Annotated in this window: 15 protein-coding genes; 8 read left to right on the forward strand and 7 right to left on the reverse strand. The window is 60.9% G+C overall.

Translation table 11 applies throughout. The features are described from left to right. The first annotated feature begins 104 nt into the window (after nt 1–104). The 6 genes from rbfA to IFT66_RS14055 all read left to right on the forward strand — a co-directional run bounded on the left by rbfA (nt 105) and on the right by IFT66_RS14055 (nt 6,179). Nucleotides 105–515, forward strand: coding sequence for a 30S ribosome-binding factor RbfA (rbfA, locus tag IFT66_RS14030; RefSeq protein WP_192078003.1), 411 nt, complete (start codon nt 105–107; stop codon nt 513–515). A 16-nt stretch (nt 516–531) separates the two neighbouring features. Then, nucleotides 532–1,461: a tRNA pseudouridine(55) synthase TruB gene (truB, locus tag IFT66_RS14035; protein ID WP_192078004.1), complete on the forward strand. Its 930-nt coding sequence runs from the start codon at nt 532–534 to the stop codon at nt 1,459–1,461. Nucleotides 1,462–1,605: 144 nt separating this feature from the next. Next, nucleotides 1,606–1,875: a 30S ribosomal protein S15 gene (rpsO, locus tag IFT66_RS14040; protein WP_062454254.1), complete on the forward strand. Its 270-nt coding sequence runs from the start codon at nt 1,606–1,608 to the stop codon at nt 1,873–1,875. 340 nt (nt 1,876–2,215) lie between these two features. Further along, the gene (pnp, locus tag IFT66_RS14045; protein WP_192078005.1) at nt 2,216–4,348 is read left to right on the forward strand and encodes a polyribonucleotide nucleotidyltransferase; all 2,133 of its coding nucleotides are present in this window, start codon (nt 2,216–2,218) and stop codon (nt 4,346–4,348) included. Between the two features lie 92 nt (nt 4,349–4,440). Next, nucleotides 4,441–5,448: a class I SAM-dependent methyltransferase gene (locus IFT66_RS14050; RefSeq protein ID WP_062454252.1), complete on the forward strand. Its 1,008-nt coding sequence runs from the start codon at nt 4,441–4,443 to the stop codon at nt 5,446–5,448. An 83-nt stretch (nt 5,449–5,531) separates the two neighbouring features. After that, a complete protein-coding gene (locus IFT66_RS14055) occupies nt 5,532–6,179 on the forward strand; it encodes a tetratricopeptide repeat protein (protein WP_192078006.1) in 648 nt (215 codons plus the stop codon). Between the two features lie 37 nt (nt 6,180–6,216). On the opposite strand, the gene fabI is transcribed toward IFT66_RS14055, so the two are convergent. From fabI to fabA, 3 genes are read right to left on the reverse strand one after another with little or no spacing between them, the layout of a single operon-like run. After that, nucleotides 6,217–7,023, reverse strand: coding sequence for an enoyl-ACP reductase FabI (fabI, locus tag IFT66_RS14060; RefSeq protein ID WP_192078007.1), 807 nt, complete (start codon nt 7,021–7,023; stop codon nt 6,217–6,219). Nucleotides 7,024–7,027: 4 nt separating this feature from the next. After that, a complete protein-coding gene (gene fabB / locus IFT66_RS14065; RefSeq protein ID WP_184654306.1) occupies nt 7,028–8,251 on the reverse strand; it encodes a beta-ketoacyl-ACP synthase I in 1,224 nt (407 codons plus the stop codon). A gap of 46 nt (nt 8,252–8,297) precedes the next feature. Continuing rightward, nucleotides 8,298–8,813: a 3-hydroxyacyl-[acyl-carrier-protein] dehydratase FabA gene (gene fabA / locus IFT66_RS14070; RefSeq protein ID WP_062454248.1), complete on the reverse strand. Its 516-nt coding sequence runs from the start codon at nt 8,811–8,813 to the stop codon at nt 8,298–8,300. A 306-nt stretch (nt 8,814–9,119) separates the two neighbouring features. Between fabA and irrA the strand changes: the two genes are divergently transcribed. Further along, a complete protein-coding gene (irrA, locus tag IFT66_RS14075) occupies nt 9,120–9,536 on the forward strand; it encodes an iron response transcriptional regulator IrrA (protein ID WP_192078008.1) in 417 nt (138 codons plus the stop codon). Here the strand turns inward: irrA and IFT66_RS14080 are convergent. Further along, nucleotides 9,533–10,186: a trimeric intracellular cation channel family protein gene (locus tag IFT66_RS14080; protein ID WP_192078009.1), complete on the reverse strand. Its 654-nt coding sequence runs from the start codon at nt 10,184–10,186 to the stop codon at nt 9,533–9,535. The genes irrA and IFT66_RS14080 overlap by 4 nt on opposite strands. Before the next feature lie 121 nt (nt 10,187–10,307). Here IFT66_RS14080 and IFT66_RS14085 point away from each other — a divergent pair, with 121 nt between their 5' ends. Beyond that, complete coding sequence (locus IFT66_RS14085) at nt 10,308–10,772, forward strand: hypothetical protein (protein WP_192078010.1); 465 nt, start codon at nt 10,308–10,310, stop codon at nt 10,770–10,772. Nucleotides 10,773–10,790: 18 nt separating this feature from the next. On the opposite strand, the gene IFT66_RS14090 is transcribed toward IFT66_RS14085, so the two are convergent. From IFT66_RS14090 to IFT66_RS14100, 3 genes are all read right to left on the reverse strand, one after another. Next, on the reverse strand, nt 10,791–11,579 hold the full coding sequence (locus IFT66_RS14090) for a YdcF family protein (RefSeq protein WP_192078011.1): 789 nt from the start codon (nt 11,577–11,579) through the stop codon (nt 10,791–10,793). 67 nt (nt 11,580–11,646) lie between these two features. Continuing rightward, entirely contained in the window at nt 11,647–12,855 is a 1,209-nt protein-coding gene (locus IFT66_RS14095) for a TIGR03862 family flavoprotein (protein ID WP_199864845.1), read from the reverse strand. Nucleotides 12,856–12,874: 19 nt separating this feature from the next. Further along, entirely contained in the window at nt 12,875–16,501 is a 3,627-nt protein-coding gene (locus IFT66_RS14100) for a hydantoinase B/oxoprolinase family protein (protein ID WP_192078012.1), read from the reverse strand. Between the last annotated feature and the right edge of the window lie 187 nt (nt 16,502–16,688).

Here is a 16,688-nt window from a genome sequence, read left to right on the forward strand (position 1 = left end):
CGCTGGACCTTGACCTTTCGCTGGGCCTTTGTCATGTGACCGCCTTCATTTGACGAAGCGCCCCATCGGGACGAGCCCCGGCGGCGTTATACGAAAGAAACAACATGACCAAGCCCACATCCTCGGCGCCGTCGCAGCGCATGCTTCGTGTTGGCGAACAGGTACGCGCCGCCATTACCCAGGTCCTGCAACGTGGCGAAGTTCGCGACGACCTGCTCGAGAAAACCGTGATTTCCGTTTCGGAAGTGCGCATGTCGACCGATCTGAAGGTCGCAACTGCCTATGTGACGCCCCTTGGCGTCGCTGACCATGACGTCGTGATCGCAGCGCTCAACCGGCATGCCAAATATATTCGCGGCCGCATAGCCGGCCAGCTCCGTCAGATGAAATACATGCCGGAAGTGCGCTTCCGCGACGATACGAGCTTCGACAACTACAAGAAGATCGACGAGCTGCTTCGCTCGCCGGAGGTCCAGCGTGATCTCAACAGCGACGAAACCAAAGACCAGAAATAACAATCAAGAAGTATTGATGTCCAAACCCCGCAAACCAAAGGGCCGGCCGGTTTCCGGCTGGCTTATTCTCGACAAGCCGATCGATTTCGGCTCGACCGAAGCCGTGTCCAAGATCAAGTGGCTGTTCAACGCCCAGAAATGCGGCCATGCCGGCACCCTTGATCCGCTTGCGTCAGGCATGCTGCCGATCGCGCTCGGCGATGCGACGAAGACAGTGCCCTATGTCATGGATGGGCGGAAGATCTACGAATTCGCCGTCACCTGGGGCGAGGAACGGTCGACCGACGACCTCGAAGGCGCTGTCACCGCATCGTCCGACAGCCGTCCGAGCGAAGAAGAGATCCGCGCGCTTCTGCCGAACTACACCGGCACGATCAATCAGATCCCGCCGCAGTTTTCTGCCATCAAGATTGCCGGCGAACGGGCCTATGATCTGGCCCGCGACGGCGAGATTGTCGAGATCCCGTCGCGCGAGGTCCAGATCTTCCGCCTGACGCTGCTCGGCGTAACGGCAGACAAGGCGCATTTCGAAGTGGAATGCGGCAAAGGCACCTATGTTCGGGCGCTCGCCCGTGACTTCGGCCGCGATCTGGGCTGCTACGGTCATATCTCGGAACTGCGCCGCACCTTCGTCGCGCCCTTTGCCGAAGACCGCATGGTGCCGCTCGCCGAACTCGTGGCCCTGGAAAAGATCGAGGATCGCGACGAACGGCTTGCAGCCCTTGATGCCTTCATGATCAACACGTCGGAAGCGCTTTCCAGCCTGCCGCATCTGCCTGTCACAGACGATCAGGCCCACCGCATCAAGATGGGCAATCCGATTATCCTGCGCGGCCGCGATGCACCGGCTGACGAAGCGGAAGCCTATGCGACCGTGCGCGGTAAGCTGCTCGCCATCGGCGAGATCGGCCAGGGAGAGTTCCGTCCCAAGCGGGTGTTTGGCTGAGCCTCTTCCATTCTCTCCTTGAATGGTCTATAGGCACCGCCAGCAAAAGCAGGCTTTTCCGCCTGTTTTGCGTTTCACGGCCAAGACTGGACGACATCCCGGCCTTAGGCGACCCATAATCCTCATATTCGAAAGGATAACACGATGTCGATCACTGCAGAGCGCAAGGCCGAACTCATCAAGGAATACGCGACCGTTGAAGGCGACACCGGTTCGCCGGAAGTCCAGGTTGCGATCCTTACCGAGCGGATCAACAATCTGACCGAACACTTCAAGGGCCACAAGAAGGACAACCACTCGCGTCGTGGCCTTCTGACCATGGTTTCCACACGTCGTTCGCTTCTCGACTACGTCAAGAAGAAAGACGAATCCCGTTACAGCAAGCTGATTGCTGCCCTGGGCATTCGCCGCTAAAAAATTTCCGGCGGGCGCTCAATCGGGCGCCTGCCGGTTTCTCATTCGGGCCAAGCGTCCGATGGAATGTTTGCGATGCGCTTCATCTCGCGCCGCAAGAATGCCCGTAGACCCGGATGGGCCGGATCTGCAAAAACCAAACCGTTGACCTGTCATGGGGCAGGATTGCCGGATGCTTTCGACCAGGGATCACTCAAAGACCCTGAGCAGACGTCGACCACCGAAGTCGCCGACCCGAAGCCTCCCGTTGTCTTGCCCGTGATCTGTCACATCGATTGCGGTCGACTATGCACTGCGCCGGCTACGGCACTGCGCGTGCTCCCGCATTAAAGGACACCATATGTTCAATACCCACTCCGTCGAAATCGAATGGGCAGGCCGCCCGCTGAAGCTTGAAACGGGCAAGATCGCCCGCCAGGCTGACGGCGCGGTCCTCGCCACCTACGGCGAAACCGTCGTTCTCGCCACCGTTGTTTCGGCCAAGTCGGCCAAGCCCGGCCAGGACTTCTTCCCGCTGACCGTCAACTACCAGGAAAAGACCTATGCCGCCGGCAAGATCCCGGGTGGCTATTTCAAGCGCGAAGGTCGCCCGTCGGAAAAGGAAACGCTGGTTTCCCGCCTGATCGACCGTCCGATCCGTCCGCTCTTCCCGGAAGGCTACAAGAACGAGACCCAGGTCGTCGTTACCGTCATCCAGCACGACCTTGAGAACGATCCGGACGTATTGTCGATGGTTGCAGCCTCCGCTGCCCTGACGATCTCGGGCGTACCTTTCATGGGCCCGGTTGGCGGCGCACGCGTCGGCTACATCAACGGCGAATATGTTCTGAACCCGCATCTCGACGAGATGGACGAGTCGACCCTCGACCTCGTCGTTGCCGGCACCCAGGACGCCGTCCTGATGGTCGAGTCGGAAGCCAAGGAACTCAACGAAGACATCATGCTCGGCGCCGTCATGTTCGGCCACAAGGGCTTCCAGCCGGTTATCGACGCGATCATCAAGCTCGCTGAAGTTGCCGCCAAGGAGCCCCGCGATTTCCAGCCGGAAGATCATTCCGCGCTCGAAGCCGAAATGCTGCAGCACTTCGAAGCCGAACTGCGCACCGCCTACAAGAACACCCAGAAGGCTGAACGCTACGCTGCCGTCGACGCCGTCAAGGCGAAGGTCAAGGCGCACTTCTTCCCGGAAGGCGTAGAGCCGAAGTACCCGGCCGAAGTCATCGGCGCGACCTTCAAGCACCTGCAGGCGAAGATCGTTCGCTGGAACATCCTCGACACCAAGAGCCGCATCGACGGTCGTGATCTCGAGACTGTTCGCAAGATCGTGTCGGAAGTCGGCATCCTGCCGCGCACCCACGGTTCGGCCCTGTTCACCCGCGGCGAAACCCAGGCGATCGTTGTCGCGACGCTCGGCACCGGCGAAGACGAACAGTATGTCGATTCACTGACCGGCATGTACAAGGAACGCTTCCTTCTGCATTACAACTTCCCTCCCTACTCGGTTGGCGAAACCGGCCGCATGGGTTCCCCAGGGCGTCGCGAAATCGGCCACGGCAAGCTCGCATGGCGCGCGATCCGTCCGATGCTGCCAACGGCTGAACAGTTCCCCTACACGCTGCGCGTCGTCTCAGAGATCACCGAGTCGAACGGCTCGTCCTCGATGGCAACCGTCTGCGGCACATCGCTTGCCCTGATGGACGCTGGCGTCCCGCTCGCAAAGCCTGTTGCCGGTATCGCTATGGGCCTGATCCTCGAAGGCGAACGCTTTGCCGTTCTCTCCGACATCCTCGGTGACGAAGATCATCTCGGCGACATGGACTTCAAGGTTGCAGGTACTGTCGACGGCATCACCTCGCTGCAGATGGACATCAAGATCGCCGGCATCACCGAAGAGATCATGAAGGTCGCGCTCGGCCAGGCACAGGGTGGCCGCAAGCACATCCTCGCCGAAATGGCCAACGCCATCACCGAAGGTCGCTCGGAACTCGGCGAATTCGCACCGCGCATCGAAGTGATGAACATCCCGGTCGACAAGATCCGTGAAGTCATCGGTTCGGGCGGCAAGGTCATCCGCGAAATCGTTGAAAAGACCGGCGCCAAGATCAACATCGAAGACGACGGCACGGTCAAGATTGCCTCCGCGTCCGGCAAGGAAATCGAAGCGGCCCGCAAGTGGATCCATTCGATCGTTGCAGAACCGGAAGTCGGCACCATCTACGAAGGTACCGTTGTGAAGACCGCCGACTTCGGCGCCTTCGTCAACTTCTTCGGCGCCCGCGACGGTCTGGTCCATATCAGCCAGCTCGCTTCTGACCGTGTTGCCAAGACCCAGGACGTGGTCAAGGAAGGCCAGAAGGTCTGGGTCAAGCTGATGGGCTTCGACGAGCGCGGCAAGGTTCGCCTGTCGATGAAGGCCGTCGACCAGGCCACCGGCCAGGAAGTCAAGAAGGCTGACGGCGAAGCTGCCGAATAAGCCCTCGACCTATCGAGAGATCGAGGCGCGGAAGGAATAACTTCCGCGCCTTTTTTGTTTTCACCGACGACACGACCGCCCGAGATCCGATCATGACCCGAGAAGCCCTGAAGACCCTTTTCCATCCCTTCGCCACCGACGCGATCCAAACGCCCGGCGAGGGTGAGCGCATACTGTTTCTGGGTGCGGAAGCGGGCAATGCCCTGCCTGACGGGTTTGATGCCGAGATCACGGCCATCCAGCCGTTCCGTCCACTGTTCCGCAGCCTGCGCGACAACGCGTTTCCCGAGCCCGAGGGCGAGGATTACGACGGTGCGCTTGTCCTGTGCGGCAAGCATCGCGGCGAAAACGAAAACCGCATTGCCGAAGCACTTGCGCGGGTGAAGGTCGGTGGCCTGATCGTCGTTGCCGGTGGCAAGGAAGACGGTATCGCACCCATTCGCACGATGCTGCTGAAGCTCGGCATCACGCTGGACTACGCGCCGAAGTATCACGGCGTTGCCATCTGGTTCGGCCGGCCGGAGGATGCGTCTGGCGCGATCCAGGCACTGAAAAAGACAGCTGTGACGGTCGACGGTCGCTTCCAGGCCGCTCCCGGCATGTTCTCGCACGACCGCATCGATCCGGGCTCCGAACTTCTGGTAAGCCGCTTCCCGACGGATTTCGACGGCAATGCCGCTGATTTCGGTGCCGGCTGGGGTTATCTTTCGGTGATGCTCGCCGAGCGTTCGCCCCGCGTGAACCGTATCGACCTGTTCGAGGCCGATCACCGGGCGCTGGAATTTGCAAAACAGAACGTTGCGCATAACTGCCCGGATCTCGAAGCCCGCTTCTTCTGGCAGGATCTGGGAACCGAGCCGCCAAAGGAAAAATACGACCTCGTCATCATGAACCCGCCCTTCCATGAGACGCAGGCTGCGGATCCGGAACTGGGCAAGACGATGATCCGCACGGCGGCAGGCGCGCTCAGAAGCGGCGGCAGACTGATGCTGGTCGCCAATCGCGGCATGCAATACGAGCCGGTGCTCGAGGAAGCGTTCCGGGAATACGGCGAAACCTGCCGCAACGCCCGCTTCAAGATCCTGTGGGCGAAGAAGTAACGCCACCCCTCAAAAACTAGGATTGCCCGCCCCGATAGCTCGAATGCACACTGAAGTTGCGTTCGAGCTGTCGGGGTTTTTGTATGAAAGGCGTTGTTTCAGCACTTCTGCTCTTGATCGCCACTGAAACGGCAAGCGCCGGAGAGCCGCGCGCCAGTGTTCGCTTGACCTGGGAATGGTTCAACACCGCGGAAACCTATCGCAAATACAAGGTCAAAGGGCCGGATGACCTTCGCATTGCCGCGCATTACTTCCGGCTCGCGGCCAAGAACGGCAACGCTGCGGCAGCATACAAGCTCGGTGAAGCTTATGAGATAGGCTCAGGTGTCCCACTCAATCTTCCGGAAGCGCTCCGCTGGTATCGCCAGTCCGCCGACGCTGGCGACATGCATGCGGAGCTGAAGGTCGGCTGGTTCTATCAGAAGGGCTTGAGCCTGCGGGCTGATCCATCACGGGCTGTCGAATGGTACGAGCGCTCCGCCCGCAAAGGCAACCTGTGGGCCTATCATATGCTGGCCTTCATGTTGATGGACGGGGAGGGTGTCGCAAAGAACCTCGCCCTTGCGCAAAGTTATTTCGAAAAGAGCCTGCCTTTCACGCACGATCACTGGGCGCAGCTGAAGCTGGCGCAGTTGCTCCGGTCGAGCGATCCACGTCGCTCCAAAGAACTGCTCAAGCAGTCAGCGAGTGCCGGCAATGCCGACGCGGTCCGGGAATTGAACTCAAATTGAAAGTGCCCGCCGTCCCAGGGATCGCACGCGTCGGATGCTACTGAGCGTCGGAGTTGCGCAGTCTGTCGAGGCTTGGCAGTGAGGTGATGCTGTATCCGGCGTCCACGTAATGCACTTCGCCTGTAACACCGCGGGAGAGATCGGACAGCAGATAGAGTGCCGATCCGCCGATGTCCTCGATCGTGGCAGTGCGGCGCAACGGCGCGTTCTGCTGGTTCCAGGCGTAGATCGCCCGTGCATCGGAAATCCCGGCGCCGGCAAGCGTGCGCACGGGGCCTGCAGAGATTGTGTTGACGCGGATGTCGTTCGGGCCGAAATCGGCGGCCAGATAGCGCACCGAGGCTTCAAGCGCTGCCTTGGCAACGCCCATCACGTTGTAGTTCGGAATGACGCGCTGTGAACCGTTATAGGTCAGCGTCAGCATAGAGCCGCCATCAGGCATCAGGGCTGCGGCGCGCTTGGCGATTTCCGTGAAGGAAAAGCAGGAGATCACCATCGTACGCGAGAAATTCTCCCGCGTCGTATCGGCGTAGAGGCCCTTCAGCTCGTTCTTGTCGGAGAAGCCGATGGCATGAACGAGAAAGTCGATCGTGCCCCAGCGTTCGCGCAGCGCTTCAAACGTTGCGTCGACCGACGCGATATCTTCGACGTCGCAGGGAACCACGAAATCTGAGCCGAGTTCGGCGGCAAGCGGTCTGACCCGCTTGCCCAGCGCCTCACCCTGATAGGTGAAGGCAACTTCCGCACCCTGTGCCGCGACCGCCTTGGCAATTCCCCAGGCGATCGAGTGGTTGTTGGCAACGCCCATGATCAGGCCGCGCTTGCCCTGCATGATCCCGGACATCAAATTATCCGTTATGACGCTGGAAGACGAGCGTAGCGTTGGTGCCGCCGAAGCCGAAGGAATTCGAAAGAACAGTATCGATCTTGGCACCGTCGATGCGCTTGCGAACGATCGGCACGCCGTCGAATTCCGGATCCAGCGTCTGGATGTGAGCGCTCTCGCCGATAAAGCGTTCCTGCATCATCAGCAGGCCGTAGATCGATTCCTGCACGCCGGCACCGCCGAGCGAGTGGCCGGTCAGCGACTTGGTCGACTGGATGTGCGGGATCTTGTCCTTGAACACTTCGCGGATGGCGCCGATTTCCTTGGAATCGCCAACCGGTGTCGAGGTGCCGTGGGTGTTGATGTAGTCGACCTCGCCTTCCACGTTGGCAAGCGCCTGACGCATGCAGCGGATGGCGCCTTCGCCAGATGGTGCGACCATGTCGTAGCCATCGGATGTGGCGCCGTAGCCGGTGAGTTCTGCGTAGATCTTGGCGCCGCGCGCCTTGGCATGCTCCAGTTCTTCAAGCACGAGAACGCCCGCGCCACCGGCGATGACGAAACCGTCGCGGTCGGCGTCATAAGCGCGCGAAGCCGTCGCTGGCTGGTCGTTGTACTTGGAGGACATGGCGCCCATCGCGTCGAACAGGTTCGACATGGTCCAGTCGAGGTCCTCGTGGCCGCCGGCGAACATCACGTCCTGCTTGCCCCACTGGATCATCTCAGCGGCATTGCCGATGCAATGCGCAGACGTCGAGCAGGCCGACGAGATCGAGTAGTTGACGCCGTGGATCTTGAACCAGGTCGCAAGCGTTGCCGACGCTGTCGAAGACATCGCCTTCGGCACGGCAAACGGACCGATCCGCTTCGGGCTGTTGTTCTTGATCGTCGTCTCGGCCGCTTCGATCAGGGTGCGGGTGGAAGGACCGCCCGAACCCATGATGATGCCGGTGCGCTCGTTCTCGCTGTAATCCTTTTCCTCAAGTCCGGAATCGGCCAGCGCCTGCTTCATCGCCACATGGTTCCACGCTCCACCCTGGGAGAGGAAGCGCATGGCGCGGCGATCGACGAGTTCCGTCGTATCGATGTTGGGCTTGCCCCAGACCTGGCACTTGAAGCCGTGCTCGGCGAAATCCGGCGAGAAAGAAATACCGGACTTTGCCTGCCGCAGGGACTCGGTGACTTCGGCTGCGTCGTTACCGATCGAGGACACGATACCGAGCCCAGTGACAACTACCCGTCTCATTTCATCAAACCTTTGTTGTTTTCGACAGCTGCGCTTTTCAAGCAGTTCAGGCGGTCTTTTCCTTGGACAGACCTACGCGGAGGTCCGTCGCCTGATAGATGGTCTCGCCATCGGCCTTCAGCCAGCCGTCGGCGGTGCCCAGCACGAGGCGACCCCTCATGACGCGCTTGAAGTCGATGCCATATTCCAGAAGCTTGGTGTCCGGGCGGATCATGCCCTTGAACTTCACTTCGCCGGTCGAAAGCGCCATGCCGCGGCCGGGTTCACCCAGCCAGCCCAGGAAGAAGCCGGTCAGCTGCCACATGCCGTCAAGGCCAAGGCAGCCCGGCATGATTGGGTTGCCTTCGAAATGGCAGGGGAAATACCAGTCGTCCGGACGCACGTCGTATTCAGCGCGGATGTAACCCTTGTCGAAGGCGCCGCCGGTTTCCGAGATCTCCGTGATCCGGTGGACCATCAGCATGGGCGGCAACGGCAGCTGCGCATTGCCGGGACCAAACAGATCACCGTGGGCGCAAGAGAGGATTTCTTCGTAGCTGAAGCTGGACTGTCTGGTGGACATGAATTTCCGTTTCCCCCCGTTTGAAGCTTTTGTTTCCCAAGCTTTAGAGCAATATGGGCCGAAATTGAAGTCTTGCCATGACAACACAGGTGCTGTCTGGGGAAGACTGCAGCTGCGGAAGCATCGCATTCAGGTCCGCATATAGGAAGCGGAGAGCGCAAACCAGTGGTAAAACACCGAAAATTAGCGTTTTTGCCGACCGCGGAAGGACGTGCTAAGGGACACTATTGAAAGAATTCATCTTAAAAGTTATATCGGAAATCAGATTAGATCCCGTGTGACAAAACGGTTGGAGCCGAAGCACATATGGCGGATGCCATGCCGAACATCGAGATTAGATTGCGCCATTGCGGCCTTCGACCGACGAGGCAGCGTGTCGCGTTGGCGGATCTGTTGTTTGCAAAGGGTGATCGGCACCTGACGGTCGAGGAACTGCACGCGGAAGCCACGGAAGCCGGCGTGCCGGTCTCGCTCGCAACCGTCTATAATACCCTCCACCAGTTTACCGAGGCAGGCCTCATCCGCGTTCTCGCGGTGGAGAGCGCACGCACCTATTTCGACACCAATATTTCCGATCACCATCATTTCTTTGTCGAAGGGCGCAACGAGGTGCTGGATATCCCGATCAGCAATCTGGAAATCGGCAATCTCCCGGATGCGCCCGAGGGCATGGAGATCGCCCATGTCGACGTGATCATCCGGCTGCGCGAAAAGCGAGCCTAATCCTTGTTCTTGCCCTTGATTGCCTCGTCTGCCGGCCGCCCCGGCCGCGACTTGTAGCGTGGCAGCGTCCAGCCGTAATGGATCGCGCCGCCCCGCAAGGCGAAGGCGACACATACCCCGAAGCCTGAACTAACATACTGCGGAAAACCGAGCGCTTGTGCCGCCGTGAACGCACCCGCGCCGGCAATCGCGGCCGTGATATAGATTTCCGAGCGCAGCAGCACGGAAGGCTCGTTTGCGAGAAGATCGCGCAGGATCCCGCCGAATGCCGCCGTCAGCGCGCCGGTGATGATCGCGATCGTGGGTGATCCGGTCGCGGCCAGACCCTTGGCCGCACCCAGCACCGTGTAGGCGGCAAGGCCCACCGCATCGAGCCAGATCAGCAGGCGATAGCGCCATTCGACCCGGTGTGCCGTCAGGTAGACGAGAACGCCGGTTACGACGCAGATCAGGATATAGGTCGGGTCGAGAACCCAGAAGACCGGGGTCCGGCCAAGAATGATGTCACGCACCGTGCCGCCGCCGAGCCCGGTCACGGCTGCAAAGAACAAAAACCCGATGAGATCGAGCTCCTTTCTCGATGCCGCAAGCGCACCGGTTGCGGCAAACACCGCGATGCCGGCATAATCGAGGATCATCAGCAGGGACATTCCATTCTCCAGCGTCGCGCAAGTGCATTGCTCTAGATGATCAAGCTAACAACGGCAACGGCATCTCCGGTCAGGTCCGATGATGTCATGAACAGATGATTTGAGAATATGGGTAGGTGCGGTGAATAAGGTCTTGATACTTCTGGTCGCTCTCGTCCTGCTGCCGACCTTCGCGTCAGCCCAGCAGAAACTGTTCAGCGATCCGGAAATCACGGAAAAGAGCCATTTCCAGAAAACCTGCGGAAAAGTCGAGTTCGGTCCGGGCTTCATCAAACGTTTCGACATCAACAATGATGGCATAACGGACGTCGTCACCGATCACAGCGACCTGACGTGCGACGGCGTTCGCGGCCCCAAATGCAATGCAGATGGCTGCCCGCAGAACTTCTACGTCCAGGCGAAGGAGGGCGGCTATATCATGATCGCCACCGCCCAGATCTATGGCTACGATTTCGTCCAGTATTTCGGCAACATGGTGTTCATGCTGCAGATGCATCCGCGGTTCTGCGAGCGCACCGATGCCGCGCCCTGCGTCATGCGGGTCCGCGTCCGCGGCGGCCGCTTCGTGACGATCTCGAAACAGTAATCACGGCCCCTTCAGGGATCAGGGCGCCTTGATGCTGTCGATACGGCCCGCGAACCTATAGCCGAGAACGGCCATCCACTCCCGCGCGGCCGTCGCCGTCAGCTGCGCATTGAGCGCCGGCTGGGTGAAATCGAGCTTGGCGGATACGATGCCGCTGGTGCGAAAGTCGGTCGGCCAGGGGCGCACCTGAATGCCCGCCTTCTGAAACAGCGCGACGGAACGGGGCATGTGGAAGGCCGAGGTGATCAGCGCGCAATCGCTGAAGCCCTGCTGTTTCAGGATGTCGGCCGTATTCTGCGTATTCTCGTAGGTGGTGCGCGACGTGTTTTCCTTCACTACCCGGTCCGGCGCTATGCCGAAGGCTGTGAAGAAGCGTTCGGACGCTTGCGCTTCGCCTTCATAGACGCCGCTGAACGACCCGTCGCCGCCGGAAATCAGGATGCGCGACTGCGGAAATTGCAGCGCCAGCCGACCCGCTTCGATAAAGCGGTCCGCCGCCTGGTTGAATTCGATGCCACCCCGCGCCGCCGTCACCTCGCTCTCGAAGGCGCCGCCGAGAATGATCATGCAGGAAAGGTCGGCGGGATCGGTTGCCGGCTTCGGGTAGCGGGCCTCCAGAGACTGCAGCGCCAAAGCGCCCGCCGTCGTATAGAGCGTCACGAACAGGGTGAGCGCGCAAAGAAGTGCCGAAATGGCGGAAAGCTTCCGCCAGCCGAAAAACCCGAAGAGAGCGGCAAGGGCCGAAAGCAGGAATGCGATGGAAAGCGGCTGTGCGAGCAGCCAGATCAGCTTGGAAATGAAAAACATGGACCGTCGTCTGTTTGAGTCCCGGCCAGTCTATCCTGTCGCGGGCCGATGGTGAACGCGGCAACGGTCACTCTGTCTTGAGATAGGCTTCAACGCCGCGCGCCGCGGCAAGGCCCGTGGCAAAGCAGGCGGTCAGAAGATAGCCGCCGGTCGGCGCCTCCCAGTCGAGCATCTCGCCGGCTGCGAACAGACCGGGACGCCGCTCCAGCATGAAGCCGCTATCGAGCTCGTCCCAGGCAATGCCACCGGCCGTCGAGATCGCTTCCGCAATCGGGCGGGGACGCAGCAGCGGGATCGACAGCGACTTGATCGCCCGCGCCAGATCCTCCGGCGGCATCCGGTTCACATCCGGTATCAGTTCGCGCAGCAGGGCCGCCTTGACGCTGTCGAGGCCTGCACCCTTGCGCAACCGGTTGGAAAAGCTCGCTTTCGCATCCTGCCGGGAGAGGTCGCGCACCAGACGCTCGACGCTTCGCCCCGGCATCAGGTCGACGTCAAGTGCCGCCTTGCCATCCCTGTTGATCAGCTCACGCAGCACTGCCGAATGCCAATAGACAAGACTGCCTTCGATCCCGTGTTTCGAGATCACGAACTCGCCCTGATAGGTGCCGGCATCCGATTGGGTCGAGACGGATTTGAGCGGCCCACCCGCAAAACGCTCGACGAACATGTCGCTCCACGCAACGTCGAAGCCGCAATTGGCCGCCTGGAGCTCGGATACCGCAATCCCCTCGGCCTTCAGCCACGGTACCCATGCCGCATCCGAACCGAGCCGTGGCCAGCTTGCTCCTCCGAGCGCCAGAATGACGGCATCCGGGCGTATGAGGAGTTCGCCATTGGGCGTTTCAAACCTGTAACCGCCGCCTTCGAAACCCGTCCAGCGATGTCGCGTCTTCAGCGCAACGCCCCGATTGCCCAGTCGGGCAAGCCACCCCCGCAGCAGTGGCGATGCTTTCATGGCAACCGGAAAAACCCGGCCCGACGTTCCGACGAATGTTTCCGTTCCGAGCTCCTGTGCCCAGGCGCGAACATCCGATGGCGTGAACGCGTCAAGCGCCGGTTGCATCCGCGACGAAGACGAGCCGAAACGACCGGAAAACCGGCCAAAATCCTCCGCATGGGTGATATTGAGCCCGGATTTTCCGGCCAGCAGAAACTTCCGCCCGAAGGTCGGCATCGCCTCGTAAACGGTCACGGAAAACCCTGCGGCGGAAAGATGCTCCGCCGCCATCAGTCCCGCCGGCCCGCCGCCTATGATCGCAACCTGTCTAGTCATGATCTCCGGTTACGGCAGATTACGGCGTTTTGCCATAGCCCCCAGCCGTCGGCGTGGTCACGGTCACCGCTTCGCCCGCCTCGATCACCGTCTGGGCGCAGCCCTGAAGTGTCTCGATCGAGCCGTCGAGCCTGCGCACGGTGGTCATCCCGAGTTCGCCCTCTCCGCCGCCGTTAAGGCCGTGCGGGTGGAGCGTCCGATGCGAGGAGAGGATGGCGCAGTCCATCGTTTCGAGAAACCGGATCGTCCGCTTTGTGCCGTCGCCGGCCGCAAACTGACCCTGTCCGCCGGAATTGTCGCGGATTAGGAAGTCTTCCAGCAGCACCGGATACCGGGTCTCCAGGATTTCCGGATCGGTGAGACGCGAGTTGGTCATGTGCACATGGACAGCGTCGGTGCCGGCAAAGCCGCTACCGTCGTTGAACCGGCCGGCCGGCGAACCGGAGCACAGCGTCTCGTAATACTGGTAGGTGGCGTTGCCGAAGGTCAGGTTGTTCATCGTGCCCTGGCTTGCTGCGATCGCACCCAGCGCGCCGAACAGAGCATTCGTCACGTGCTGCGACGTCTCGACATTTCCGGCAACGACCGCTGCCGGATATTGCGGCTTGAGCATCGAACCATCAGGCACGATGATGCGGATCGGCTTCAGGCACCCGGCATTCATCGGGATCGAGCTCTCCACCATCACGCGGAACACGTAAAGAACGGCCGCGCGCGTCACCGGTTCGGGCGCATTGAAATTGTTCTTTTTCTGCTCGCTGGTGCCGGTAAAATCGACCGTCGCCTCGCGCTTTTGCCTGTCGATGGTGATCTTGACCCTGATCGTGCTGCCCTGGTCGGTCGCGTAGGAAAACTCCGCGTCGCCAAGCTTTTCCAGAACACGGCGAACGCTTTCCTCCGCATTGTCCTGGACGTGGCCCATATAGGCCTGCACGACATCGAGCCCGAATTGCGCGATCATCCGTCGCATTTCGTAGACGCCCTTTTCATTGGCCGCGATCTGCGCCCTCAGATCCGCGACGTTCTGTGCAACGTTGCGGGCAGGGTAGGGATGGTCGGACAGGAGGTTGGTGATGCCCGCCTCGTCGAATCGGCCGCGGTCGACCAGAAGCACGTTGTCGAACAGCACGCCTTCCTCGTCGACCGTGGTCGCCAGCGGTGTCATCGATCCCGGCGCTGTACCGCCGACATCGGCGTGGTGACCGCGCGAGGCGACGTAGAACAGGATTTTCTCACCCGCGTCATCGAACACCGGTGTCACCACGGTAATATCGGGCAGATGCGTTCCGCCATTGTAGGGCGCGTTCAACGCGAAGACGTCGCCGGGACGGATCTTGCCCTGGTTCTGCGCAATGATGGTTTCGACGGATCGATCCATCGATCCGAGATGAACAGGCATATGCGGCGCATTGGCGACCAGCGCGCCGTTCTCGTCGAACACGGCGCAGGAGAAATCCAGCCGTTCCTTGATGTTGACGGACGACGCCGTGTTCTGCAGCGTCACGCCCATCTGCTCGGCAATCGACATGAACAGGTTGTTGAAGACCTCGAGCAGAACGGGATCGGCCTGGGTGCCGACAGCCTTGGCACGCGAGAGCGTGACGATACGCTTCAGGACGACGTGGTTGAGCCGGGTCACTTCGAATGCCCACCCGTCCTCGATCACGATGGTCTGGTGCGGCTCGACGATCAGGCAGGGACCGCTCGCGCGCGCACCGGGATTGATGTCGGCGCGGCGATAGACAGGTGCCTCGCGCCATGCGCCGGTGGAATAGAACCGCGTGTGCTCCGCAGCCGTTGGGGCCGCGTCGTCCAGCGCAAACTCAGGCTCCGAAGCATCGGCACCGCCGCCGATCGCCTCGACCTCGTAGGCCTCGAAGATGATCTCGCGGTTCTCGAAGATAAAGCCGAACTGCTTCCGGTGGACAGTCTCGAACGCGGCCGTCATCTCGGCTGTATCTGTCACCGCGACCGAAAGGGTCGTATCCGTGCCCTGATAGCGAAGATGGGCACGGTGCAGAACCTCGGTCTGCGCTTGCGCCACGCCCTGCGAGCCCATTTCCGCAAGCACGCTGGCGGATAGTTCGTCGCGAACCGGGTCAAGCGACGCCAGCGCTTCGGCAAGCGGCCGCGAGACCGTACGCTGGCGGGTAGCGCGGATATCGGCGAGACCCATCCCGTAGGCAGACAGGATACCGGAAAACGGATGGATCAGGACCGTCGAGATGCCGAGCGCGTCTGCCGTCAGGCAGGCATGCTGACCGCCGGCGCCACCAAAGCAAGTCAGCGCATAATGCGTAACGTCGTAGCCGCGCTGCACGCTGATCTTCTTGACGGCATTGGCCATGTTCTCGACCGCGATGGCAAGGAAACCATCCGCCACCTGTTCCGGCGTTCGGCCATCGCCGACCACCGTCGCCATCTCCTCGAAAGCTGTGCGCACGGAGCCGGCATCCAGCTGCTGATCGCGGTTGGGCCCGAAAATCCTAGGGAAGAGCTCCGGTGAAAGCTTGCCCAGCATCACGTTCGCATCGGTGACGGTGAGCGGGCCGCCGCGGCGATAGGCTTTCGGGCCGGGATTGGCGCCGGCGGAATCCGGGCCGACGCGGAAACGGCCGTTTTCGAAATGCAGGATGGAGCCGCCGCCGGCCGCGACCGTGTGGATCGACATCATCGGCGCGCGCATCCGCACGCCTGCGACTTCGGTCTCGAACGAGCGTTCGAGCTCTCCGTCATAGTGCGAGACATCGGTGGATGTGCCGCCCATGTCGAAGCCGACCATTCTGTCGAACCCGGCAAGTCGCGAGGTCTCGACCGCGCCGACGACACCGCCGGCCGGGCCGGAAAGGATTGCATCCTTGCCCTGGAACAGTCGTGCAGCGGTAAGCCCACCGGAAGACTGCATGAACATCAGCTGCGGGCCGTCTTTTCCTGCACTCTCCGCGTCTGTGCCGAGTTCGCTTGCCACCTGATCGACGTAAAGGCGCAGGATCGGCGAGAGATAGGCGTCGACGACGGTCGTGTCGCCGCGGCCGACGAGCTTAATCAGCGGCGAAACCTCATGGCTTACAGAGACCTGGGCAAAGCCGATCTCGCGCGCAATCATTGCGACAACTTGTTCATGAGCCGGATAACGATACGCGTGCATGAAGACGATGGCGATGGCGCGGTAGCCTGCATCGAATTGTGCCTGCAGGTTCGCGCGCACCGTTGGTTCGTCCGGTTCGGCTTCGATGGTTCCGTCGGCCCGGACGCGCTCGTCGACTTCCACGACCGCTGTATAGAGCAGTTCGGGCTTGATGATTTTCTTCGCAAAGATGTCGGTGCGGGCCTGATACCCGATCGCCAGCGCATCTTTGAAGCCGCGCGTGGTCACGAGCAGCGTCCGCTCGCCCTTTCGCTCCAGCAGCGCATTGGTGGCGACGGTCGTTCCCATTTTCACCGCGCCGACTAATTCGGCGGGTATGGGCTGACCGGCTTCCACCTGCAAAAGCTCGCGAATGCCCTGCAGCGCGGCATCGCGATAGGCTTCGGGATTTTCCGAAAGGACCTTGTGAGCCACCAGCGTCCCGTCCGGCTTGCGCCCGACGATATCGGTGAATGTGCCGCCGCGGTCGATCCAGAAATCCCACTTATCTTGCGCCATGCGATGCCCCCCATAAAGATCGATTTCGAGGCACGAGAACATTTCGTCGATAAAACGTCAATGATCGATTGACATGAAAATGCCCAATACGGCATCATGCCAATATAACAGGCAAAGTGGCCACAAGAGCCGCGCCGCAAAGGCAACCGAGGGGAAGCCACATGAGCGATCTACGCATTCTTGTGCG

It is taken from the genome of Rhizobium sp. CFBP 13726 (genome assembly GCF_014841925.1).
GTDB lineage: Bacteria > Pseudomonadota > Alphaproteobacteria > Rhizobiales > Rhizobiaceae > Neorhizobium > Neorhizobium soli.

What these genes read in the sequence shown, in the direction of transcription:
- rpsO (WP_062454254.1), top strand. Translation starts at nt 1,606, where the DNA reads ATGTCGATCACTGCAGAGCGCAAGGCCGAACTCATCAAGGAATACGCG.
- IFT66_RS14095 (WP_199864845.1), bottom strand. Translation starts at nt 12,855, where the DNA reads ATGACTAGACAGGTTGCGATCATAGGCGGCGGGCCGGCGGGACTGATG.
- irrA (WP_192078008.1), top strand. Translation starts at nt 9,120, where the DNA reads ATGGCGGATGCCATGCCGAACATCGAGATTAGATTGCGCCATTGCGGC.
- fabB (WP_184654306.1), bottom strand. Translation starts at nt 8,251, where the DNA reads ATGAGACGGGTAGTTGTCACTGGGCTCGGTATCGTGTCCTCGATCGGT.
- truB (WP_192078004.1), top strand. Translation starts at nt 532, where the DNA reads ATGTCCAAACCCCGCAAACCAAAGGGCCGGCCGGTTTCCGGCTGGCTT.
- pnp (WP_192078005.1), top strand. Translation starts at nt 2,216, where the DNA reads ATGTTCAATACCCACTCCGTCGAAATCGAATGGGCAGGCCGCCCGCTG.
- fabI (WP_192078007.1), bottom strand. Translation starts at nt 7,023, where the DNA reads ATGTCCGGGATCATGCAGGGCAAGCGCGGCCTGATCATGGGCGTTGCC.
- IFT66_RS14050 (WP_062454252.1), top strand. Translation starts at nt 4,441, where the DNA reads ATGACCCGAGAAGCCCTGAAGACCCTTTTCCATCCCTTCGCCACCGAC.
- IFT66_RS14090 (WP_192078011.1), bottom strand. Translation starts at nt 11,579, where the DNA reads ATGTTTTTCATTTCCAAGCTGATCTGGCTGCTCGCACAGCCGCTTTCC.
- IFT66_RS14080 (WP_192078009.1), bottom strand. Translation starts at nt 10,186, where the DNA reads ATGTCCCTGCTGATGATCCTCGATTATGCCGGCATCGCGGTGTTTGCC.
- IFT66_RS14055 (WP_192078006.1), top strand. Translation starts at nt 5,532, where the DNA reads ATGAAAGGCGTTGTTTCAGCACTTCTGCTCTTGATCGCCACTGAAACG.
- rbfA (WP_192078003.1), top strand. Translation starts at nt 105, where the DNA reads ATGACCAAGCCCACATCCTCGGCGCCGTCGCAGCGCATGCTTCGTGTT.
- IFT66_RS14100 (WP_192078012.1), bottom strand. Translation starts at nt 16,501, where the DNA reads ATGGCGCAAGATAAGTGGGATTTCTGGATCGACCGCGGCGGCACATTC.
- fabA (WP_062454248.1), bottom strand. Translation starts at nt 8,813, where the DNA reads ATGTCCACCAGACAGTCCAGCTTCAGCTACGAAGAAATCCTCTCTTGC.